The organism is Pseudomonas sp. HS6-2 (genome assembly GCF_049325675.2).
In the GTDB taxonomy this organism is placed as follows: domain Bacteria; phylum Pseudomonadota; class Gammaproteobacteria; order Pseudomonadales; family Pseudomonadaceae; genus Aquipseudomonas; species Aquipseudomonas putida_N.
Genome location: NZ_CM143906.1, coordinates 3,383,907 through 3,406,419, shown reverse-complemented (window position 1 = coordinate 3,406,419; position 22,513 = coordinate 3,383,907). Strand labels below are relative to the sequence as shown.

Annotated in this window: 22 protein-coding genes; 9 read left to right on the top strand and 13 right to left on the bottom strand. The window is 64.0% G+C overall.

Going from position 1 to position 22,513, the window contains the following annotated elements; translation table 11 throughout:
- Positions 1-119: 119 nt before the first annotated feature.
- Positions 120-626 (top strand): DMT family transporter, encoded by a 507-nt coding sequence (locus ACOKS3_RS15795; RefSeq protein WP_103447526.1) that lies wholly within the window; start codon positions 120-122, stop codon positions 624-626.
- Here the strand turns inward: ACOKS3_RS15795 and ACOKS3_RS15790 are convergent, their stop codons facing one another.
- On the bottom strand, positions 627-1,535 hold the full coding sequence (locus ACOKS3_RS15790; protein ID WP_422763668.1) for a LysR family transcriptional regulator: 909 nt from the start codon (positions 1,533-1,535) through the stop codon (positions 627-629).
- A gap of 131 nt (positions 1,536-1,666) precedes the next feature.
- Between ACOKS3_RS15790 and ACOKS3_RS15785 the strand changes: the two genes are divergently transcribed.
- From ACOKS3_RS15785 to ACOKS3_RS15775, 3 genes are read left to right on the top strand one after another with little or no spacing between them, the layout of a single operon-like run.
- Entirely contained in the window at positions 1,667-2,881 is a 1,215-nt protein-coding gene (locus ACOKS3_RS15785) for a YeeE/YedE family protein (RefSeq protein WP_103447524.1), read from the top strand.
- 32 nt (positions 2,882-2,913) lie between these two features.
- Complete coding sequence (locus ACOKS3_RS15780) at positions 2,914-3,393, top strand: OsmC family protein (protein WP_103447523.1); 480 nt, start codon at positions 2,914-2,916, stop codon at positions 3,391-3,393.
- Positions 3,374-3,595, top strand: a complete 222-nt coding sequence (locus ACOKS3_RS15775) for a LysR substrate-binding domain-containing protein (protein ID WP_463581493.1) — start codon at positions 3,374-3,376, stop codon at positions 3,593-3,595. Before ACOKS3_RS15780 ends, ACOKS3_RS15775 begins: the two co-directional genes overlap by 20 nt.
- A 177-nt stretch (positions 3,596-3,772) precedes the next feature.
- Here the strand turns inward: ACOKS3_RS15775 and ACOKS3_RS15770 are convergent, their stop codons facing one another.
- Positions 3,773-4,102: a hypothetical protein gene (locus ACOKS3_RS15770; RefSeq protein ID WP_103447522.1), complete on the bottom strand. Its 330-nt coding sequence runs from the start codon at positions 4,100-4,102 to the stop codon at positions 3,773-3,775.
- 252 nt (positions 4,103-4,354) lie between these two features.
- Here ACOKS3_RS15770 and ACOKS3_RS15765 point away from each other — a divergent pair, with 252 nt between their 5' ends.
- The gene (locus ACOKS3_RS15765; protein ID WP_085678821.1) at positions 4,355-5,104 is read left to right on the top strand and encodes a FadR/GntR family transcriptional regulator; all 750 of its coding nucleotides are present in this window, start codon (positions 4,355-4,357) and stop codon (positions 5,102-5,104) included.
- Between the two features lie 170 nt (positions 5,105-5,274).
- On the opposite strand, the gene ACOKS3_RS15760 is transcribed toward ACOKS3_RS15765, so the two are convergent.
- The 11 genes from ACOKS3_RS15760 to ACOKS3_RS15710 all read right to left on the bottom strand — a co-directional run bounded on the left by ACOKS3_RS15760 (position 5,275) and on the right by ACOKS3_RS15710 (position 17,763).
- Complete coding sequence (locus ACOKS3_RS15760; RefSeq protein ID WP_422763669.1) at positions 5,275-6,855, bottom strand: aldehyde dehydrogenase (NADP(+)); 1,581 nt, start codon at positions 6,853-6,855, stop codon at positions 5,275-5,277.
- 23 nt (positions 6,856-6,878) lie between these two features.
- A complete protein-coding gene (garD, locus tag ACOKS3_RS15755; RefSeq protein WP_422763670.1) occupies positions 6,879-8,432 on the bottom strand; it encodes a galactarate dehydratase in 1,554 nt (517 codons plus the stop codon).
- A gap of 78 nt (positions 8,433-8,510) precedes the next feature.
- Positions 8,511-9,875 carry an MFS transporter gene (locus ACOKS3_RS15750; protein WP_422763671.1) on the bottom strand — a complete coding sequence of 455 codons (1,365 nt, stop codon included), beginning with the start codon at positions 9,873-9,875 and terminating at the stop codon, positions 8,511-8,513.
- A gap of 102 nt (positions 9,876-9,977) precedes the next feature.
- A complete protein-coding gene (gene kdgD, locus ACOKS3_RS15745) occupies positions 9,978-10,889 on the bottom strand; it encodes a 5-dehydro-4-deoxyglucarate dehydratase (protein ID WP_422763672.1) in 912 nt (303 codons plus the stop codon).
- Between the two features lie 570 nt (positions 10,890-11,459).
- Entirely contained in the window at positions 11,460-12,269 is an 810-nt protein-coding gene (locus tag ACOKS3_RS15740) for a gamma-glutamyl-gamma-aminobutyrate hydrolase family protein (protein ID WP_103447516.1), read from the bottom strand.
- Positions 12,270-12,566: 297 nt separating this feature from the next.
- Entirely contained in the window at positions 12,567-13,349 is a 783-nt protein-coding gene (locus ACOKS3_RS15735) for an amino acid ABC transporter ATP-binding protein (protein WP_060512926.1), read from the bottom strand.
- A gap of 22 nt (positions 13,350-13,371) precedes the next feature.
- Positions 13,372-14,616, bottom strand: a complete 1,245-nt coding sequence (locus ACOKS3_RS15730; RefSeq protein ID WP_103447515.1) for an NAD(P)/FAD-dependent oxidoreductase — start codon at positions 14,614-14,616, stop codon at positions 13,372-13,374.
- Between the two features lie 15 nt (positions 14,617-14,631).
- Positions 14,632-15,342 carry an ABC transporter permease gene (locus ACOKS3_RS15725; protein ID WP_422763673.1) on the bottom strand — a complete coding sequence of 237 codons (711 nt, stop codon included), beginning with the start codon at positions 15,340-15,342 and terminating at the stop codon, positions 14,632-14,634.
- A complete protein-coding gene (locus ACOKS3_RS15720; RefSeq protein ID WP_060485113.1) occupies positions 15,339-16,058 on the bottom strand; it encodes an ABC transporter permease in 720 nt (239 codons plus the stop codon). The genes ACOKS3_RS15725 and ACOKS3_RS15720 overlap by 4 nt, the downstream gene beginning before the upstream one ends.
- 58 nt (positions 16,059-16,116) lie before the next feature.
- Positions 16,117-16,869, bottom strand: coding sequence for a transporter substrate-binding domain-containing protein (locus ACOKS3_RS15715; RefSeq protein WP_103447513.1), 753 nt, complete (start codon positions 16,867-16,869; stop codon positions 16,117-16,119).
- A gap of 21 nt (positions 16,870-16,890) precedes the next feature.
- Positions 16,891-17,763 (bottom strand): MurR/RpiR family transcriptional regulator, encoded by an 873-nt coding sequence (locus ACOKS3_RS15710; RefSeq protein ID WP_103447512.1) that lies wholly within the window; start codon positions 17,761-17,763, stop codon positions 16,891-16,893.
- A gap of 143 nt (positions 17,764-17,906) precedes the next feature.
- Here ACOKS3_RS15710 and ACOKS3_RS15705 point away from each other — a divergent pair, with 143 nt between their 5' ends.
- From ACOKS3_RS15705 to tpx, 4 genes are all read left to right on the top strand, one after another.
- Complete coding sequence (locus tag ACOKS3_RS15705) at positions 17,907-18,932, top strand: Ldh family oxidoreductase (RefSeq protein WP_422763674.1); 1,026 nt, start codon at positions 17,907-17,909, stop codon at positions 18,930-18,932.
- Between the two features lie 116 nt (positions 18,933-19,048).
- Positions 19,049-20,245 (top strand): amino acid aminotransferase, encoded by a 1,197-nt coding sequence (locus ACOKS3_RS15700; RefSeq protein WP_422763675.1) that lies wholly within the window; start codon positions 19,049-19,051, stop codon positions 20,243-20,245.
- A gap of 270 nt (positions 20,246-20,515) precedes the next feature.
- Positions 20,516-21,796 (top strand): serine/threonine transporter, encoded by a 1,281-nt coding sequence (locus ACOKS3_RS15695; RefSeq protein WP_422763676.1) that lies wholly within the window; start codon positions 20,516-20,518, stop codon positions 21,794-21,796.
- Between the two features lie 166 nt (positions 21,797-21,962).
- Positions 21,963-22,463 carry a thiol peroxidase gene (gene tpx, locus ACOKS3_RS15690; protein ID WP_079228358.1) on the top strand — a complete coding sequence of 167 codons (501 nt, stop codon included), beginning with the start codon at positions 21,963-21,965 and terminating at the stop codon, positions 22,461-22,463.
- Positions 22,464-22,513 lie beyond the last annotated feature (50 nt).

Genomic DNA, 22,513 nt, shown 5'->3' with positions numbered 1-22,513 from the left:
CCCGCATTTTTTTTCGGCAGCATGCGCGTGACGAATACAGCACGTGCACCTTTTCGATTTCCATAAACGCTGTCGATTTACCGATCATGGTCTCATCCTGACCTCAGATGAGACCCATCATGCCCTACAAGACCCTGCTCTTTGCATTCGTTCCCGTGATGATGGCCCTGCTTGCAGGCTTCGTACTGCCGTATCAGGCTGCCAGCAACGCCGCCGTCGGTCGTGCGCTGGGGCACTGGTTGTGGGGCGCCTTCACCTCGTTGACGGTCAGTTCGGTGGTGATCATCACGGCGTTGCTGATCCTTCGGGTGCCCATGCCTGACCTGAGCAAAGCGCTACAAGGCCCGTGGTGGCTCTGGATCGGTGGTGTGCTGGGCGCCCTCTACGTGGCCGGCGCTGCAGCCTTGACACCGAAGCTGGGCACGGCGGGTTTCCTGGTGCTGGTGGTGGCAGGGCAGATCCTGACCTCGGTGATCGTCGATCACTTCGGGCTGATGGGAGTTGCCAGCAAGCCGGTGAACCTGGCCAGGGTTGCCGGCGTGCTACTGATCCTTTGTGGCGTGTTGCTGGTGCAGGGTGGCTGGACTTCGACCCCGTCGTCCGGCCAGGCCGTGATCGAGCGCTGATCAGTGCCCGGGCTGGCTGCACGCGCAGACCGCTTCACGCAGCCAGCGATGTCCGGGGTCGCTGTCCTTTCGTCCATGCCACGCCTGTTGATAGGCGAGGGCAGGCACCGGCAGTGGCGGCGTGAACTCGCGCAGTGACGGGTGCTGGCGCATCGGGCCTACCGCTCGCCTGGCCACGGTGAGGACCAGGTCGGTGCCCGCGAGCACCTCGACGGCCGCGCTCCAGTGCGGCAGCGCCAGGGCAATATGCCGGCGCAGGCCATGTTCGGCCAAGGTGCGCTCGGTCTCGTCGTGGGCATCCGGGTGCATGGCCATGAGTACGTGCGGGCGTGCCAGCCAGTCATCCAGCGCAAGCCCGCCCTTGGCCGGTAGCACCTGGCGATCGGCGACGCTGATGAAGCGGTCTTCGAACAAGGTCTGGGCAATGATGTCGGCCGGCAGTTCCGGGAAGATGCCCAGGGCCAGGTCGAGTTCGCCATCGAGCAACTGTGCGAGCATCGTTTCGCGGCTGGCCTGGCTGATCGCCAGATCGACGCCGGGGGCGACCTGGCGCAGGTGGCGCACCAGCGGCGGCAGGATGATGCGCGAGGAATAGTCGGATAGCGACAGCCTGAAGCGGCGCCGGGCTTGGGCAGGGTCGAACTGGGGTGTGGCCAGGAGGCCGTTGAGGCTCCCGAGGGCATCCTGCAGCGGTTTGGCCAGGGATTGGGCGCGGGCAGTCAGGGCCATCTGGCCGTGCTGGCGGATCAGCAACGGGTCGTCGAAGTGTGCACGAAGCTGCGCCAGCGCGTGGCTGACTGCAGGTTGGCTGCGGTGCAGGCGCAGGGCGGCGCGGGTCACGTGCCGTTCGCTGAGCAGGGCGTGCAGGGTGAGTAGCAGGTTGAGGTCGATCTTGCGCAGTTCATCCATGGGGCGAATGCTTCGGTTGGCAATGACGGGTAGTTATCAGCCTAACAGATGTACTGGCCCCTTCGCGGACCACACGAAGCACCTGACGGGGTTATACTCGCCCTCCGTTTCACTGTAGTCCGAGTATTTCAATGGGTCTTTCTGCAACCGCCACACCCGAACCGCGCCGCCTCGGTGCGCCCTTGATCGCCCTGGCCCTGCTGCTGGCCGGCGCCTGGTTCCTCAACCTCAACGCCGGCTTCAAGCAGGTGCTGCTGTTGATGGTCGGCGCCGCCCTGGGCCTGACGCTCTATCACGCCGCTTTTGGCTTCACCTCGGCCTGGCGCGTGTTCATCAACGAACGCCGCGGCGCCGGCCTGCGTGCGCAGATGGTCATGTTGACCCTGGCCGTGCTGCTGTTCTTCCCGGCGCTGTCGGCCGGCAGCCTGTTCGGCACCCCGGTTACCGGCCTGGTCGCGCCGGCTGGCATGTCGGTGGTGTTCGGCGCATTCATTTTCGGCATTGGCATGCAACTGGGGGGCGGCTGTGCCTCGGGCACGCTGTTCACGGTCGGCGGCGGCAATGCGCGAATGCTGGTAACCCTGCTGTTCTTCATCATCGGCTCGGTCAGCGCCACCCACCATGCCGACTGGTGGTTCGCGCTGCCGTCGTTCCCGGCCACTTCGATTGTCCAGGCCTGGGGCGTGGTGCCATCGCTGCTGGCCAGCGTGGCCGTGTTCGCGCTGATCGCCTGGGCCACGGTGGTGCTGGAAAAGCGTCGTCATGGCGCCCTGGAAACGCCACTGAGCAGCGAGCATCGAAGCCTGCGCCGCTTCCTGCATGGCCCTTGGCCGCTGCTGTGGGGCGCAATTGCCCTGGCCTTGCTCAACTACGCCACCCTGGCCCTGGCCGGCCGCCCGTGGGGTATCACTTCGGCCTTTGCCCTGTGGGGCGCCAAGACCCTTTCAAGCTTCGGCGTGGACGTCGGCAGCTGGGTATTCTGGCAGGCGCCGGCCAATGCCAAGGCGCTGGCTGCGCCGCTGTGGCAGGACATCACCACGGTGATGGACATCGGCATCGTGCTCGGCGCACTGATGGCGGCAGGCTTGGCAGGCCGCTTCGCGCCCAGCCTGAAAATCCCGCTGCCATCGCTGATCGCCGCAGTGATCGGGGGCCTGCTGCTGGGCTATGGTTCGCGCCTGGCCTATGGCTGTAATATCGGCGCCTACTTCAGCGGTATCGCGTCGGGTAGCGTGCACGGCTGGTTGTGGCTGATCGCGGCTTACACCGGCAACCTGATCGGCGTGCGCCTGCGCCCGATGTTCTTTGCCGGTGAACGCCGCCCGGTGGCGCTCAGCGGCTGTTGAAACGATGTGATCAATTGGACAAGGAGGTTCGAATGGCGCAATACACCGCTCACGTGGCCTGGGCTCGCGACGGCCAGGACTTTCTCGGTAACCAGTACAGCCGCCGGCACCTGTGGCGCTTCGACGGCGGCGTCGAGGTGCCGGGGTCGTCGTCGCCCCATGTGGTGCCGTTGCCCATGTCCGATGCCTCGGCCGTGGACCCGGAAGAGGCTTTCATCGCCGCGCTGTCCAGCTGCCACATGTTGTGGTTCCTGTCGCTGGCGGCCAAACAGCGCTTTTGCGTCGAGCACTATGCCGATGACGCCGAAGGGGTGATGGCGCGCAATGAAGCAGGGCGCATGGCAATGACCGTGGTCACCCTGCGGCCGCGGGTCGAGTTCTCCGGGGAGCGCCAGCCGACGGCGGAGCAGCTCGATCAGCTGCATCACCTGGCCCACGACGCCTGCTTCATCGCCAACTCGGTGAAGACCGAAGTGCGCTGCGAGCCGGTCTATCCCCGACCGATTCGTTGACCTGGTCGGCGAGGGTTTCGACGCAGCCATCCGCGTTGGCGAGCGGGCAGACAACCCTCTGGTGGCGCGCAAGCTGTGCGATCACCTGCGCATCCTGTGCGCTTCACCGGCTTACCTTGCGCGCCAGGGCGAACTGCTCGACCCTCAGCAGCTCTCTGGGGATAACTGTTTAATATTCAGTGGTTTATGTTCATTTCATTAATGGCGGCTTAACAGTGGAAAGCGCAAGTGAGCGTCCGGGTCAGCGGCTCGTTACGCGGCAACGACAACGAGGCAGCTTGAGGCCGCACGGCGTGGCGTGGGCATTCTGGCAGGTGGCGACTGACTGATTCTCGAAAATACATTAGTAAAATATTTTAAATAATTGAAATATATAGATTTATCGTTTAGCGACAGCGTGCTGGACGCATTGCTCGTAATACGTCTGCTTGATGGCTGACGGCTGCAGTTTTGAACGGCTGTTGTACGTCTGTTCGGTGATGCCGAAGGCGGTCATGCGCATCCATGGCTTGTCGAACCGGCGCACCTGCAGCTTCTTGCGCGTGGCATACAGGGTGACCCCGGAGAGCTTGGCTTGCTGAGCCTCGGCGGCGATCTGCGAACCCCAGCCACAGACGTTGCGATCGTTCTGGCTCAGCGCCTTGGCCTGGACGCCGAAGCCGACAGTGGCCAGCAGGCAGCCGGCCATCGTTGCTAGAATTGTTCGCATGTAGCTGTCCTAAGCATATGAAGATGAACGGAGTTTGCCTTCACTGACAATGCCTGGGGGCCAGCATTTTTCCTATCAGGTAGTGGCGATGCGAAAGCGATTTGCCAGCGCGGGCTTTCCTTCCATGGATGAGGCTCACTGTACCTGAGTTGGCTGCGGCCGGTCCTGGCAAGAAATACCGCGTCGGGTGTATGTGATCGTACAACTGCTTGCGTTATGATGACGGCTGTCTTTCAAGGTGAAATACAGGGCATGACAGAGCAGCAGGTACAGGCAAGGACCCGGCGCAAGCCGCGCAGTCTGGCCCAGGAACTGGTCACGGTGCTGACCGAGCGCATTCGCAGCGGCCAGCTCAAGCGCGGCGACAAGCTACCGACCGAATCGCAGATCATGGCCGAGGAGGGCGTCAGCCGTACCGTGGTGCGTGAGGCGATCTCCCGGCTGCAGGCGGCCGGGCAGGTCGAGACGCGCCATGGCATCGGTACCTTTGTGCTGGATGCGCCGGCGACCGGGGGCTTCCGTATCGACCCGGCGACCGTGGTGACCTTGCGCGAGGTGCTGGCAGTGCTGGAGCTGCGCATCGCCCTGGAAATCGAATCGGCGGGCCTGGCGGCGCAACGGCGCAGCGATGAAGAACTGGCTGGCATGCGCGCGGCGCTCGATGAGCTGAACGAGGGGGCTGCGCATGCCACCGACGCGGTATCGGCGGACTTCCAGTTCCACCTGCGTATTGCCCAGGCCAGCGGCAACCACTATTTCGCCGACATCATCAACCACCTGGGGACCAGCATCATTCCGCGCACCCGGTTGAATTCGGCGCGGTTGGCCCATGATGACCAGGCGCATTACATGAGCCGGTTGATGCATGAGCATGAAGCGATCTACGAAGCCATTGCCCGGCGCGACAGCGAAGGGGCGAAGATGGCCATGCGCATGCACCTGAGCAACAGCCGCGAGCGCTTGCGCCAGGCCCATGAAGAAGCCGAGGCACAAGGGGCCTGAGCCCTTCAATAGCCTGTGCTGGCCTCGTCGCGGGGCAAGCCCGCACCTACACGTGCTGTACAGCCCTGAAGCTATAGGTACTCCTGTAGGAGCGGGCTTGTCCCGCGAAGAGGCCAGCACAGGCGATAAAGAAAAGCCCCGCGGTGCAGGGCTTTCTTGTTTCAAGGTACTCAGAGCGCGTCTTCGCTCCACTGCCCGTTGACCAGGCGACGCAGCCCCAGCGGGTTGCCGTCACGCAGTGCTTCCGGCAGCAGCGCCTGCGGGTAGTTCTGGTAGCACACCGGACGCAGGAAACGGTCGATGGCCAGGGTGCCGACCGAGGTGCCACGGGCATCGGAGGTGGCCGGATACGGCCCGCCGTGGACCATCGCGTCACACACTTCCACACCCGTCGGGTAGCCATTGACCAGAATGCGGCCAACTTTCTCTTCCAGCAGCGGCACCAGCCAGGCGAAGGCCTCGAAGTCTTCCGGCTCGCCGATCAGCGTCGCGGTCAGCTGGCCGCGCAGGCCGAGCAGGGCGTCACGTAGTTGCGCATTGTCCTTGACCTCGACCGCCACGGTGGTCGGGCCGAACACTTCTTCCTGCAGCAGCGGGTCAGCCTCCACCAGCAGGCGGGCATCGGCCTTGAACAGCTGGGCACGGGCCTGGCTGCCCTCTTGGGCCTGGCCGGCCAGGTGCTCGATACCGGCGTGGGCGTGCAGGTGCTCCAGGCCGCCAACATAGCTGCGCAGGCCACCCGCGTTGAGCATGGTCTGCCCGGCTTGTTGTTCCAGGTGCTGGCCGAGGTCGGCGAGCAGCTGGCTGTATTGTGCCGACTGCAGGCCGATCACCAGGCCTGGGTTGGTGCAGAACTGCCCGGCTCCCATGCACACGGAGCCTGCCAGCTCGCGGGCGATGGCCTCGCCACGCTTGGCCAGGGCACCCGGCAGAATGATCACAGGGTTGATGCTGGACATCTCGGCGAACACCGGGATTGGTTGCGGGCGTTCGGCGGCCATGCGGCACAGGGCGTCGCCGCCCTTGAGCGAACCGGTGAAGCCGACGGCCTGGATGGCCGGGTGCTTGACCAGCGGCTCGCCGACGCCAGCGCCGAACACCATGTTGAACACGCCCTTGGGCATGCCGGTACGCTCGGCGGCGCGCTGGATGGCGCAACCGACCAGGTCGGCGGTGGCCATATGGCCGCTGTGCGCCTTGAACACCACTGGGCAACCGGCTGCCAGGGCTGCGGCGGTGTCACCACCGGCAGTCGAGAAGGCCAGCGGGAAGTTGCTGGCACCGAACACGGCGACCGGGCCGACGCCGATGCGCATCTGGCGCAGGTCTACCCGCGGCAGTGGTTGGCGCTCGGGCAGGGCCAGGTCGATGCGCGCACCGAGGAAATCGCCACGGCGCAGCACCTGGGCGAACAGGCGCATCTGGCCGCTGGTGCGGCCGCGCTCGCCCTGGATTCGGGCGGCAGGCAGGGCGGTTTCACGGCAGACGATGGCGACGAAGGCGTCATCCAACTCGTCCAGTTCGGCAGCGATGGCGTCGAGGAACTCGGCGCGACGGGCCGGTTTCAGGTTGCGGAATTCAACAAAGGCGGCAGCGGCGGCTTTGGCAGCCTGGTCCACTTCGGCCTCGGTGGCTTGGGCGAAGCTGTAGGGCAGGGCCTCGCCGGTGGTGGCGTCCAGGCTTTGCAGGCGTTGCGCGCCAGCGGCGCTGCGCTGGCCGGCGATGAAGTTGTGGCCGAGGATCTCTGGCATGTGGGGCTCCTAGGGTTGAATGTTCAGGTAATGGGTGCCGGATTGAATAGGGTGATGTCGTTGTGCAGGCGGTGCTGTTCGGCCCAGGTCTGCTTGCGGCCACTGGCGACGTCCAGGTAGTAGTGGAACAGCTCCCAGCCCAACTCTTCGATGGTCGAGCGGCCACTGGCGATGCGCCCGGCGTCGATGTCGATCAGGTCCGGCCAGCGTTGGGCCAGCTCGGTACGGGTGCAGACCTTGACCACGGGGGCCATGGCCAGGCCGTAGGGCGTGCCGCGACCGGTGGTGAACACATGCAGGTTCATGCCAGCGGCCAGCTGCAGGGTGCCGCAGACAAAGTCGCTGGCCGGGGTGGCACAGAAGATCAGGCCCTTGCGGTTGACCCGCTCGCCCGGGCCGAGCACGCCCTGGATGGCGCCGCTGCCGGACTTGACGATCGAACCGAGGGACTTCTCGACGATGTTCGACAGGCCGCCTTTCTTGTTGCCCGGCGTGGTATTGGCGCTGCGGTCGGCCGCGCCTTGCTGCAGGTAGCGGTCGTACCAGTCCATCTCGCGCACCAGGGCATCGGCGACCTCCTGGTTTTGCGCGCGCGAGGTGAGCATGTAGATGGCGTCGCGCACTTCGGTCACTTCCGAGAACAGCACGGTGGCGCCAGCGCGCACCAGCAGGTCGGCGGCAAAGCCGAGTGCCGGGTTGGCGGTGATGCCGGAGAAGGCGTCACTGCCGCCGCACTGCATGCCGAGGATCAGCTCGCTGGCCGGTACGGTCTCGCGGCGGCGCTGGTCGAGCTTCTTGAGGCGGGTTTCCGCCAGGCCCATGATCTGCTCGATCATCTCGGCAAAGCCAAGGCTGGCGTCCTGCAAGCGATACAGCCAGGGCTCGCTGAGGTCCACCGACGGGTCGTTGTCGTGCATCACCTGGCCGGCCTGGAGCTTTTCGCAACCCAGGCTGATCACCAGCGCTTCGCCACCGAGGTTGGGGTTGCGCGCCAGGTTGCGCACGGTGCGGATCGGGATGTAGGCGTCGCGGGCGTTGATCGCCACGCCGCAGCCATAGCTGTGGGTGAGGGCGACCACGTCATCGACGTTGGGGTATTTGGGCAGCAATTCGGCGCGGATGCGTTTGACTGCGTGTTCCAGCACGCCGGTCACGCACTGCACGGTGGTGGTGATGCCGAGGATGTTGCGGGTGCCGACGGTGCCGTCGGCGTTGCGGTAGCCTTCGAAGGTGAAGCCGTCCAGCGGTGGCAGGGCATCGGGCACTGCATCGCAGCGCGGCAGGCTGTCCAGCTCGGGGGCGGCCGGCATGGCCAGCTGGCTTTCCTGTACCCAGCTGCCCTGGCGCAGGTCTTCCAGCGCATACCCGATGATCTGCCCATAACGGCGCACCGGCTCGCCCTTGGCAATCAGCATGGTGGCAACCTTGTGGCTCTGTGGCACGCCTTCGACCAGGGTCAGGCCATCGGCGAAGCGGGCGCCTTCGCCCAGGCCGCCGTCATTGACCACCACCACGACGTTGTCGTCATCGTGCAGGCGGACGTAGCGGGGCGAGTCGGAATGTTCGATCAACTGCATGTTTGGGCCCTACTTGTCAGGTTCTCAGGCTTTTATACATCCGCCCGCGCAGCCTTCGGCCGGCGCGGGCGTGTTCACTCAGTGCCGCGAGCTGGCCAGTTCGCCATTGGCGGCCGGCTCAGGTTGTGGCTTTGGGGCATCTTCGCGCAACTCGATACGCTTGATCGGGCCGACGATCACCAGGTAGCTGAACACCGCCACCAGGGCATTGGCGCCCACGTACACCAGGGCCCACTTGAACGAGCCGGTGGCGCTGATGATGTAGCCGATCACGATCGGGGTGGTGATCGAGGCTATGTTGCCGAAGGTGTTGAACAGGCCACCGGACAGCCCGGCGATCTGCTTGGGCGAGGTGTCTGCTACCACGGCCCAGCCCAGCGCGCCGATACCTTTGCCGAAGAAGGCCAGGGTCATGAAACCGACTACCATCCACTCGGCGTCGACATAGTTGCAGAAGACCATGGTGGTCGACAGCAACAGGCCGCAGACGATCGGCAGCTTGCGCGAGAAGGTCAGCGAGTTGCCGCGGCGCAGCAGCCAGTCCGAGATCACGCCACCCAGCACGCCACCAATGAAGCCACACACCGCGGGCAGCGAGGCGATGAAGCCGGCCTTGAGGATGGTCATGCCGCGCTCCTGCACCAGGTACACCGGGAACCAGGTGAGGAAGAAGTAGGTGATGGCGTTGATGCAGTACTGGCCCAGGTAAACGCCCAGCAGCATGCGGCTGGTCAGCAGTTGCTTGATATAGCCCCATTTCGGGCCATCGTTGCCACGCTTCTGGTCCATGTCGACCAGGCCGCCGTTCTGCTCGATGTGCTCGAGTTCGTCCTTGCTGATGCGTGGGTGCTGGCGCGGGTTGTAGATGGTCTTCAGCCACACCATGGAGAACACGATGCCCAGCGCACCCATGACCACGAACACGTGCTCCCAGCCGAAGCTGAACACGATCCAGCCCATGATCGGGGCGAACAGTGCGGTGGCGAAGTATTGCGCCGAGTTGAAGATCGCCGAGGCGGTGCCGCGTTCCTGGGTCGGGAACCAGGCCGCGACGATACGGGCATTACCCGGGAACGACGGGGCTTCGGCGAAACCGACGAGAAAGCGCAGGGTGAACAGGGTCACTACCGCCCAGGCCACCGGCAGGCCGCCGACAAAACCCTGCAGCAGGGTGAACAGCGACCAGGTGAAGATGCTGAAGGCGTAGACATTTTTCGAACCGAAGCGGTCCAGCAGCCAGCCACCGGGGATCTGCCCGGCCACGTAAGCCCATCCGAAGGCGGAGAAAATATAACCAAGGGTAACGGCGTCGATGCCGAGGTCTTTCTGCAGGCTGGAGCCGGCGATGGCGATGGTTGCTCGGTCTGCGTAGTTGATCGTGGTCACCAGGAACAGCATGAACAGGATCAGGTAGCGCACATGCGTCTTTTTAGTCGCTTGCATGCTGGTAATACTCCCACTAGTTATTTTTGTGCGGGCTCACGAGTTGTAGCCGGAGTGAGCAGGCCCACTCCGGATGCGGCAATGGCAGGCCGCGGGGTGCGCTTATTGCGGACCCACCTTGTCCATCAGTGCTGCGAGCATTTCGTACTCTTCGGCGGTCAGGTCGGTCAGCGGGGTGCGCACCGGGCCTGCGTCGTAACCGGCGATCTTGGCACCGGCCTTGACGATGCTCACGGCGTAGCCGGCCTTGCGGTTACGAATGTCCAGGTACGGCAGGAAGAAATCGTCGATCAGCTTGGCCACGGTGGCGTGATCGTCGCGGGCGATGGCGTGGTAGAAGTCCATCGCAGTCTTCGGAATGAAGTTGAACACTGCCGACGAGTACACCGGCACACCCAGTGCCTTGTAAGCCGCAGCGTACACCTCGGCGGTCGGCAGGCCACCCAGGTAGCTGAAACGATCACCCATGCGGCGACGGATCGACACCATCAGTTCGATATCGCCCAGGCCGTCCTTGTAGCCGATCAGGTTCGGGCAACGTTCGGCCAGTTGCTCCAGCAGGTTGGCGTTCAGGCGGCAGACGTTGCGGTTGTACACCACCACACCGATGTTGACCGATTTGCACACCGCTTCGACGTGGGCGGCAACGCCGTCCTGGCTGGCTTCTGTGAGGTAGTGCGGCAGCAGCAGCAGGCCCTTGGCGCCCAGGCGCTCGGCTTCTTGTGCGTACTCGATGGCCTGGCGGGTGGAGCCACCGACGCCGGCGAGGATTGGCACCGACTTGGCGCAGGTGTCGACCGCAGTCTTGATCACCTGGCTGTATTCGCTGGCGGCCAGGGAGAAGAACTCACCGGTGCCACCGGCGGCGAACAGGGCGCTGGCGCCGTAGGGGGCGAGCCACTCCAGGCGCTTGATGTAGCCAGCCTGGTTGAAGTCGCCCTGGGCATTGAAGTCGGTGACCGGGAAAGACAGCAGGCCGTGGGAGAGGATGGATTTCAGTTCTTGTGGATTCATTGTTGTAGGCATCCTGTGGCGCTTGGGGTGAAGGGTGTTGCTCTGTTAGAGGTAAGTTATCGTACAACATGTGCAATGACTAGTCCCCTTTGCAGAAATTTTTGTGTGGGTGCCTAGGTGATCAGTTCAAGGGGTGTGTGGGTGCGGATATCGAGCGCCGCCCGCGCGGCGCTTCGCGGGGCAAGCCCGCTCCTACATTTGTTTCGGGCCAGTAAAACCTGTGCCATTGGCGCGCGTACCCCCTGGCGCATGGCTCGATATCGAGTCGTACAAACAAGGGACCGCGCGCAAATGCCTCAGGAATAATTGGTCCGAAACAAATGTAGGAGCGGGCTTTCCCCGCGAAGCGCCGCGCGGGCGGCGCTCGATCTCACAGGCGCAGAAAATGTTACGACAACCACTCGGCAGTCATCGTATCTCTCGGGGAAAGGAAAAACGATCGCGGAGACAGGCACAAGCCCGCCGCCCGCTTCCACGGGAAGTGTTCTGGGACCAGCAGAGGGTGACCGGGGAAGCGGGGGCGACCTTGCGCCGCCCCGCGATCAAAGCTAACGAAGCTGAAACCGGGTATCAGGCGGCCTGTTGGCGCTTGATCTGGCTTTTGCGCACCTGGGCGCGGCAGGCATCGCCGAAGGCCTGGAAGATCTTGATCGAATCAGGGTTCTTCGCGGCTTGCCACTCCGGGTGCCACTGCACGGCAAACAGGAACGGCGAGATGCTCGGCGCGTGAATCGCCTCGACCAGGCCGTCTTCGGCGTGGGCGATCGGCTCGATGCCGGCGCCGAGGTTACGCAGGCCCTGGCCGTGCAGCGAGTTCACGCGGATCTCGTCGGTGCCCAGGGTTTCACGCAGCCAGCTGCCCGGCTTGATCTTCACGCCATGCACCTGGGCGTATTGCACATCGACCGGATCTTCCGGGTTTTCCCGGTGGTCGTTGAAGCCTGGCTCGGCGTAGACTTTCTGGTAGATGTCGCCGCCCAGGGCAACGTTGATTTCCTGCATGCCACGGCATACGCCGAAGATCGGCAGGCCGCGCTTGATCGCTGCCTTGACCAGCGGGATGTCGAACAGGTCGCGGTTCTTGTCCTGGCCTTTGCCGGGGGTTTCGTTTTCCTGGCCGTACAGGGCCGGGTCGATGTTGCTGCCAGCACCGGTCAGGTACACGCCGTCGGCCATGTCCAGATAGGTCTCGAGGTCTTCGATGCCACAGCAGGTGGGCACGAGGACCGGGACGCAATCGGCGAAGTCGACCAGCGGGGTGATGTATTTGTGGGTCATGACCTGATAGTCATGGCCTTTGCGCTCTTGGCTGCCCATGGTCATCAGGACGACGGGTTTGCGCAGGGAGGGTTGCTTGTTGCCAATGTTGCTGTTGGACATATGTCACCTTATGACAGGGCTCTGCCTGTCGTTGTTGTGCAGGTGCACGGCCCGTGGCCTTGATGTGCTACCTGAAGTCCCGAGCACTGCCGGCTCATCACTGGACGATTCCGGTCGGGGCTTGTAGATAGCTTGCCAGAGCCGTTCGATATGTCAAACGAGCAAAAAGCGGTTAAGGCGCCGAAATACGGGGTCTGAACCCTTGCGAGCCTGAGCCGGCAAGGGTTTGGCAGGGGGTAAGGTCAATTATATTTAACGACGCAGTTGGATCATTGCAGCGCTGCAATGATCGACGGCTCAGTGCAGTATCTGCGCCAGGAACGCCTTGGCCCGTGCAGTGCGCGGCTGGTTGAAGAACACCTGGGGCGGGCTGTCTTCGATGATCTGCCCGCCTTCGAGGAACAGCACCCGCTCTGCCACCTGCCGGGCAAAGCCCATTTCATGGGTGACGCAGAGCATGGTCATGCCAGTGCCGGCCAATTGCACCAGCACGTCCAGCACCTCGGCGACCATCTCCGGGTCGAGCGCCGAGGTCGGCTCGTCGAACAGCATGATGCGCGGCTTCATGCACAGCGCTCGGGCGATTGCCACGCGCTGTTGCTGGCCGCCGGACAACTGGCTGGGGTACTTGTGCGCCTGGCTCTCGATACCCACCTTGCTCAGGTACATGCGCGCCCGTTCCTCGGCGTCCTTGCGCGACAGGCCGCGCACGCTGGTGGGGGCGAGCAGGCAGTTGTCGAGCACGCTCATGTGCGGGAACAGGTTGAAGTGCTGGAACACCATGCCGATCTCGCTGCGCACCTGGGCCGCCTGGCGGGTGTTGGCGGCCAAGTCGGTGCCGGCAACCTGGATGCTGCCCTGCTGGGCGATTTCCAGGCGATTGATGCAGCGGATCAGCGTCGATTTGCCTGAGCCGGACGGGCCACACAGGACAATGCGTTCGCCTTCGCGCACCTGCAGGTCAATATCACGCAGCACATGGAAGGCGCCATAGTGCTTGTTCAGGCCCTCGATGCGGATCAGCTCCGGGCGTGGGTCAGGTTCGGGGGCAAGGCTGGCAACGCTCATGGGGGCGGTCATTTTGTTGTTCTCCCGCTGGGTGTCAGTCGAAACGAGCCGCGCTGTAAGGCGCAGGGTCGGTGAAGGGGCGCTCGCCGGTGAGCAGTTCGGCCACCAGGCGGCCGCTGACCGGGCCGAGGGTGAGGCCGTGGTGGGCGTGGCCGAAGTTGAACCACAGGCCTTTGTGCCGAGGCGCCGGGCCAATCACCGGGCGCATGTCGGGCAGGCACGGCCGGCGGCCGAGCCAGGGTTTGTCATCGAGACGCTCACCCAGGGCCGGGAACAGCTTGCGGGCCAGGGCTTCGCAGCGCTTGAGCTGGATTTCGTTGCCCGGCGCGTCACTGGCGGCGAACTCGATGCCGGTGGTCAGGCGCACGCCACGGGCCATGGGCGCCAGGACATAGCCGCCCTGAGTGTCGCAGACTGAGTGCTGCAGCTGCGCGCCGTCACGGGTGCCGTAATGCATGTGGTAGCCACGCTTGATGCCCAGCGGAATGCGGTAGCCCAAGCGCTCGAACAGGTCGCCCGACTGCGGCCCCAGGCAGGCCACCACCTCGTCGGCGGTAATCGGCCCCCGTTGGCTGTCGACCTGCCATTGGCCGTCGACCTGGCGCAGGCTGCGCGCATCACCATGCAGGAACTGCCCACCACGCTGCACGAACAGCGCCGCGTAGCCACGGGTGAGGGCGCCGGGGTTGTTGACGGTCTTCGGGTCGAGCCAGTGGATGCCACCGACCACGGTGCTGTCGAGCTGGTGTTCGCGCGCCTGTAACTGGTTGCGTTCGAGGATTTCGTACTGCAGGCCGTAACGGGCCAGGCCCTTGAGTTCGGCCTTGGCTTGCTCGAACAGCGCCGGTTCGCGATAGACCTCGATCCAGCCTTTGGCCTGGATCAGCCCTTCCAGGCCGGCGGCGTGGATCAGCGCATCGTGTTCCTCGACACTGCGCTGCACCAGCGGCAGCATGTCGGCCGCCGCACCGGCCAGGCGACCGGGCGCCGACTGTTGCCAGTAGCGCAGCAGCCAGGGCGCCGCCTTGGGCAGGTGCAGCAGGCTGTAGCGCACATCGGGCTGGCGATTCAGGCCGTAGCGCAGCAAGGCGCCGAATTGCCGGGGGAAGGCATAGGGGATCACGCTGGAGCGCTCGATCAGCCCGGCGTTGCCATGGCTGGTGCCGCTGCCGGGGTCGTCGCGGTCAATCAGGATCACCTGGCGACCGCGGGCCTGCAGGTGCAGTGCGGTGCTGACGCCGACGATGCCGGCGCCGAGAACAAGGGTCTGGCAATGCATGGATGTATCCTTCGGTCAGTTCAGGTGGCGGCCCAGGCGAGCTTCCAGGTGTTTGAGCAAGCGCCGGACCAGCTCGACGATCACCAGGTAGAGCACTGCGGCCCAGAGGTAGATCTGGAAATCGAAACTGCGCGAGAACGCCAGTTTGGTCACGCCCATCAGATCGTAGATGGTCACCAGCGAGGCGATGGCGCTGGCCTTGATCATCAGGATCAGCTCGTTGCCCAGCGGCCCGATGGCCACCAGCAACGATTGCGGCAGGATGACCTTGAAGAAGGTGGTCGAGCGTTTCAGGTTCAGCGCCCGTGCCGCTTCGTACTGGCCCGGAGCCACGGCCATCAGGCTGCCGCGGAAGATCTCGGCTTGGTAGGCGGCGGTGTTCAGGGTGAATGCCAGCAGCGTGCAGAACCAGGCTTCACGGAAGAACCACCAGAGCCCGACGTCCTGCCAGAAGCCTTTGAGCGAGCCTAGGCCGTAATACAGCAGGAACAGCTGTGCCAGCAGCGGCGAGCCGCGGAAGAAGTAGATGTAGCCGGCCGCCATGCGCTGCAGCAGTCGTTGGCGCGACATGCGCGCCAGGGCCAGCAGCAGGCCGAGCACGGCGCCCAGGCTGAAGGAGATAGCCACCAGCTTGGCGGTTACCAGCAGGCCCTCGACGAAGCGCGGGCCGTAGCGTTCCAGCAGGTCCGGGTCCAGCACCAGGCCCAGTAGTTGTTCGGCACTCATGCGCGTGCTCCTTGCAGGTGGCGGTTGCTGCGCCGCTCGATATAGGCGAACACCCGTCCCGAGGCGGCCGAGAACAGCAGGTAACCCAGGCAGGCGACGCCATAGAAGAACATCGGCTCCTTGGTCACGCTGACTGCCAGGTTGGTCTGGCGCATCAGATCGACCAACGAGATGGTCGACACCAGTGAGGTGTCCTTGAGCAGCGACAGCCAGTTGTTCGACAGGCCCGGCAGGGCGATGCGGGTCAGTTGCGGCAGCACCACTTTGAAGAACCCGGTGCGCTTGCTCAGGCCCAGCGCCGAGCAGGCCTCCAGTTGCCCTTTGGGCAGGGTCTTGAACGCCGCCAGCCAGATCTCGCTGGAGAACGCTGCGAATACCAGGCTGAAGGCGATCATCGCGGCCAGGAAGGTGTTGATCAGGAATTCGCCTTCATAACCCATGGCCGCCAGCAGCTTTTGCGCGGCAATCTGGCAGCCGTAATAGATGATCAGCAAGGTCAGCAGCTCGGGCAGGCCGCGGAATACCGTGGAAAAGGTGGTGGCCCAGGCGCGTGGCAGGCGCTTGCGCGAACGCGCCGCCAGGGCCACAGCCAGGCCCAGCGGCAGGCCGATGGGCAGGCAGGCGAGGGCCAGGGAAACGGTGACCAGGGCGCCGGCCAGCAGCGCCTGGCCCCAGCCACCACTGGCGAAGGACAGCAAGGACAATTGATCGAGCATGACGAACCCCTTGGATGGGTCATGCGCTCCCCTACGGAAAGCGCATGCCCCCTACAGATCAGTTGTAGATATCGAAGGCAAAGTACTTGCTGGCGATCTTCTGGTAGGTGCCGTTGGCGACGATCTCGGCCAGTGCGGTGTTCAGCCGCTGGCGCAGGGCATCGTCGTCCTTGCGCACGGCAATCGCGGCGTCGGCCTTGGTGTTGGCAACATCGCCAAGGATCTTGCAGCAGTCGGCGCCGTTCTTGTTCATCCACTCGTGCAGCGGGAACTTGTCGGCGATCACCCCGTCCAGGCGGCCAGCGGCGAGGTCGGCGTTGGCCTCGTCCATGGTCGGGTACAGCTTCACATCGGCGCCGGCCTTGGCGTACACGTCTTCGGCATAGATGGCCTGGGTCGAGGACGACTGGGCACCGACCGTGTAGCCGTCAAACTTGGTCTGGGCGTCGCCGATCTTGCTGTCCTTGGCCACGGCGACGGTCAGCGGGGTGCGGTAGTAGTGGTCGGTGAAGGCGATTTTCTTGCGCCGTTCCTCGGTGTCGATCATCGACGCCACCACGGCATCGTACTTGCGCGCCATCAAGGCCGGGATGATGCCTTCCCAGTCCTGGGCGACCAGGGTGCATTTGACCTTCATCTGTTCGCACAGGGCGTGGGTGATGTCGATGTCGAAGCCGTGCAGCTGGTTATCGGCATCGACATAGTTGAAGGGCGGGTAGGCGCCTTCGGTGGCGAAGCGCAGGGTCTCGGCGCTGGCGTTACCCGCCAGCAGCAGGGCACACGCACCCAGCATAGCCATGGTCTTGTTCATCTCGCACCTCTTGCACTCTTGCTATTGTTGTTTGCCCGCCGGCCACGAGGTGTAGCCGACGAACTCGTTATGTAGAGCGGCAGTCGCTTCCAAGCGTTTTTCAACATCAGGCCCGAGCTTCTTGCAGACCTCGTTGACCATCAGGTGTACCCACGACAGCATGGTCGCGGTGGACTCCCAGAACAGGTTGAATTCGGTGGGGATGCGGAACACTTCGTCGGCATGGGCATCGGCCCAGTCGCAGAAGGTGTCGGTCACCAGGGTGACCGGGATGCCGGCGGCGCGTGCCTTCTGGCACAGCTGCTGGGCATGGCGTGAATAGCGGCGGGCCTCGAACACCACCAGCGCGGTGTCCTCGCTGCGGCCGAGCAGCACGTCGCCGAAGTGCCCGGCGCTGCCATCGACCAGCAGCACGCCGTCGCGCAGGTATTGCAGCAAGTGGCTCATGCACATGGCGATGCCGCGCTCGGTCTGGAAGCCGGCGATGCACACCCGTGGCTTTACCGCCAGGCGCTGTGCCACGGTGTGCCAGGCATCGCTCTGGCGGTATTCGTGAACACGCACCAGGGCCGCGATTTCCCGCTCCAGGCTACCGGCGTTATCGCTGACGTCCTGGTTCTGGCGATATTCTTGCAGGCGATCACCCATCAGCCATGGCCCGTCGCCGAGGTCACTCTGCAAGTCTTGCTTGAGCGCCTTGAGATGGGCATAACCGAGGGAGCGGCAGAAACGGCCGACGCTGGATTCGCTGACACCCAGCTTCTCGGCAATGCTGGCCGAGGTCTGGAACGGCAGTTCGTGCAGGTTGGCGAGCATGTAGCTGGCGATCTTGCGGCCTGAGGCAGCGGCCCCTTGCAGGCTGTTTTCCAGGCGTTGCTTGATCGGTTGGCTCATGCTGCTGCTCCAGGTAAGGCGTGGAATAGAAAATGGCTGTTTTCTGTCATGTCGTCAACATTTGACAGATAGCTGTCACTTATCGGAAAGTTTTTGTCGTTGCATACGCTGTTGCCATTCCAATTCCAAAAAAGGAGCTACAGATGTCCGCACCTTCCACCAGCCCGCTCGTGCGCGTGCCCTTCACTGCACTGCAGGGGCTGTTGCAAGCGATCTTCCAGCGTCACGGCTGCAGCGAAGCGGTGGCCACCGTGCTGGCCCACAACTGCACCAGTGCCCAGCGCGATGGCGCTCACAGCCATGGCGTGTTTCGTATTCCCGGTTACGTTTCGACCCTGGCCAGTGGCTGGGTCGACGGTCGTGCCACACCACAAGTGACCGATCTGGCGCCAGGCTATGTGCGCGTGGATGCTGCCGGTGGCTTCGCCCAGCCTGCATTGGCAGCGGCCCGGGAGTTGCTGGTGGAAAAGGCCCGCAGCGCTGGCATCGCCGTGCTGGCGATCCACAATTCGCACCATTTCGCCGCGCTGTGGCCCGATGTCGAACCCTTTGCCGATGAGGGGCTGGTGGCACTGAGCGTGGTCAACAGCATGACCTGCGTGGTGCCGCACGGTGCACGCAAACCGCTGTTCGGCACCAACCCGATTGCCTTTGCTGCGCCGTGTGCCGGGCATGACCCGATCGTCTTCGACATGGCCACCAGTGCCATGGCCCATGGCGACGTACAGATCGCCGCGCGTGCCGGCCAGGCACTGCCCGAGGGAATGGGCGTGGATGCCCAGGGCCTGCCGACCACCGACCCCAAGGCCATTCTCGAAGGCGGCGCACTGTTGCCGTTTGGCGGGCACAAGGGGTCGGCGCTGTCGATGATGGTCGAATTGCTGGCGGCGGCGCTGACTGGCGGGCATTTTTCCTGGGAATTCGACTGGTCGCGGCACCCGGGCGCGAAAACACCCTGGACCGGGCAGCTGATCATCGTCATCGATCCGAGCAAGGCCGAGGGTGGCCGGTTTGCCCAGCGCAGCCGCGAACTGGTCGAGCACATGCAGGCTGCAGGGTTGTCGCGCATGCCGGGCGAGCGCCGCTACCGCGAGCGGGAAGTGGCCGAGCGCGAAGGGGTGGCACTGACCGAACAGGAGCTGCAGGGCCTGAAGGCGCTACTCGGCTGAGCCGTTGTGCAAAGTTGCATAGACAACCTTGCACTTATGTGATGTTCCTTGGGCCCGACTCCGGGTATCCTCAGGGCAGTCTTTCCGAACTGTCCTGATCCAAGGAGCTGCACGCTGTGTTCAAACATGTCGATGCCTATGCCGGCGACCCGATCCTCTCGTTGATGGAAACCTTCAAGGCCGACCCGCGCGCCGACAAGGTCAACCTGAGTATCGGCCTGTATTACGATGAGGCCGGTGTGGTGCCGCAGCTGGCAGCGGTGGATGCGGTGGAAAAGCGCATTGCCGGCCAAGCCCATGAAGCCTCGCTGTACCTGCCGATGGAAGGCCTGGCCAGCTACCGCCAGGCGATCCAGGCGCTGCTGTTCGGTGCCGACCACCCGGCCGTGACCGGCAAGCGCGTGGCCACCGTGCAGACCGTTGGCGGCTCCGGCGCGTTGAAAGTCGGTGCCGACTTCCTCAAGCGCTATTTCCCGCAGTCGGAAGTCTGGGTCAGTAACCCGACCTGGGACAACCACCGCGCCATCTTCGAAGGTGCCGGGTTCAAGGTGCACACCTACCCATACTTCGACCAGGCCAGCCGTGGCGTCGACTTCGACGGCATGCTGCAGACCCTGCAGGGCCTGCCGGCCAACAGCATCGTGCTGCTGCACCCGTGCTGCCACAACCCGACCGGTGCCGACCTCGAGCCGGCGCAGTGGCAACAGGTGGTGGAAGTGGTCAAGGCGCGCCAGCTGATCCCGTTCCTCGACATCGCCTACCAGGGCTTCGGCGAAGGCCTGGTCGAAGACGCCTACGCCATCCGCGAAATGGCCCGTGCCGGTGTACCGTGCCTGGTCAGCAACTCGTTCTCCAAGATCTTCTCGCTGTACGGCGAGCGGGTAGGGGGCCTGTCGGTGGTCTGCGACGACGAAGCCACCACCCAGAGCGTGCTCGGCCAGCTCAAGGCCACCGTGCGCCGCAACTACTCCAGCCCACCCAACTTCGGTGCCCAGCTGGTGGCTGGCGTGCTCAACGATGAAGTACTCAACGCCCAGTGGGCCGCAGAAGTGGAAGTGATGCGCAAGCGTATCCTCGACATGCGCCAGGCGCTGGTCGATGCCTTGGCGGTGCTGCTGCCAGGCCAGGACTTCCAGTTCTTCCTGCGCCAGCGCGGCATGTTCAGCTACACCGGCTTCAGCGTCGAGCAGGTGCGTCGCCTGCGTGACGAGTTCGGTGTGTACCTGATCGACAGCGGCCGGGTGTGCATGTCCGGCCTGCGCCCGGCCAACCTGCAACGGGTTGCCGAAGCGTTCGCTGCCGTACAGAAGTAACTGCGCAACGGGCTGTTACCGCTCGCTGCTCGCGACAAAAGGCCGCTCTTACAGGCTAGTGAGAGCGGCCTTTTGCATTGAACGCGGCGTGAAGTAGCACCCTCGGCACAACCTGCTTGTAAAGACAAGTGCAACCGTCCCTCGGACGGGGCTTCGCAAGTGCAACCTTTCCGTGCACAATCGCGCCCCTCTTCCCCGGTTGAGTTGGGCGAATCGTCTAGTTCGCCATTCTCAGCCTGTTGCAGTCTTGCGAGTGGAGCTTCACCCGGAATGAATGAGCAGGCCCCAAGCGTTGAACAACGCTTTGTAGAATCGACCCCCGCCACCCTCGGCGCCTGGTCGCGTAACGACACCACCTGGATGCTGGGCCTGTTCGGCACAGCCATCGGCGCGGGGACCTTGTTCCTGCCAATCAACGCCGGCCTCGGCGGCTTCTGGCCGCTGCTGATTCTGGCCGCGCTGGCCTTCCCGATGACCTATTTCTCCCACCGTGGCCTGACCCGCTTCGTGCTGTCCGGGCGTAACGGGGGCGACATCACCGAAGTGGTCGAAGAGCATTTCGGCATCAAGGCCGGTGCGTTGATCACTGTGCTGTACTTCTTCGCGATCTTCCCGATCCTGCTCATCTATAGCGTGGCACTGACCAACACCGTCAGCAGCTTCATGGAGCACCAGCTGCACATGGCGCCGCCACCGCGGGTCATCCTGTCATTCGTGCTGATCCTCGGCCTGCTGGCCATCGTGCGCTGCGGCGAGCAGGCCACTGTCAAGGTCATGAGCCTGCTGGTGTATCCGTTCATCGTGGCCCTGGGGCTGCTCGGCCTGTACCTGATCCCGCACTGGACCGGTGGCATCCTCGACAGCGCCGCCCAGGTGCCGTCGGGCTCGGCCTTCCTGCATACGCTGTGGCTGGCCATTCCGGTGATGGTGTTCTCGTTCAACCATTCGCCGATCATCTCGGCCTTCGCCGTTGACCAGAAGCGTAGCTATGGCGAGCACGCCGACGAGCGCAGCGGCCAGATCCTGCGCCGTGCCCACCTGCTGATGGTGGTGATGGTGCTGTTCTTCGTGTTCAGCTGCGTGCTCACCCTGAGCAGCGCCCAACTGGCCGAAGCCAAGGCGCAGAACCTGTCGATCCTGTCGTACCTGGCCAACCACTTCAGCAACCCGACCATTGCCTTTGCCGCGCCGCTGATCGCCTTTGTCGCGATTGCCAAGTCGTTCCTGGGTCACTACATCGGTGCCAGTGAGGGCCTCAAGGGCATCATCGCCAAGACCGGCGCTCGCCCGGGTGCCAAGACCCTGGACCGTGTGGTCGCCGCGCTGATGCTGGTGGTCTGCTGGATCGTCGCCACCCTCAATCCGAGCATCCTCGGCATGATCGAATCGCTGGGCGGCCCGATCCTCGCCGTGCTGCTGTTCCTGATGCCGATGTACGCCATCCGTCGCGTGCCGTCGATGCGTAAGTCCAGCGGTGTGCTGTCGAACGTGTTTGTGGTGGTGATCGGCGTGGTTGCACTGACCTCGGTAGTGTACGGCCTGATCGGCTGATTCGCTGCCTGCAATAAGAAAAGTCCGGAGCGTTTGTCGCCATCCGGGCTTTTTTTTGTCCACAGGAATTGTCTGGAAATAGAACAATTTCAATGTGCCCATAGGCACCCGGCCGCCTTCATGATTAACTCAGTGTCCTTTTCAAACCCCGCATAAGGATTTCGTCATGGCTCAAGTGACCCTCAAAGGCAACCCGGTTCAGGTCAAAGGCAACCTGCCACAGGCCGGCGCCCAGGCTCCGGCTTTCTCCCTGGTGGGTGAAGGCCTGGCCGACAAGTCGCTGAAGGACTACGCCGGCAAGCGCAAGGTGCTGAACATTTTCCCGAGCGTCGACACCCCGACCTGCGCCACTTCCGTGCGCAAGTTCAACGCCCAGGCCAACGACGTGGCCAATACCGTGGTGCTGTGCATTTCGGCCGACCTGCCGTTCGCCCAGGCGCGCTTCTGCGGTGCCGAAGGCCTGGAGAACGTGAAGAACCTGTCGACCCTGCGTGGCCGCGAGTTCCTCGAGAACTACGGCGTTGCCATCGCCGACGGCCCGCTGGCCGGCCTGGCTGCCCGTGCCGTGGTGGTGCTGGACGAGAACGACAAGGTGCTGCACAGCGAGCTGGTTGGCGAAATCGCCGACGAGCCGAACTACGACGCAGCCCTGGCTGTGCTGAAGTAAGGATTGCCTGGGGGAGGGTAAAGGAACTCTTCTGCCTGGCCCCTCTCCAA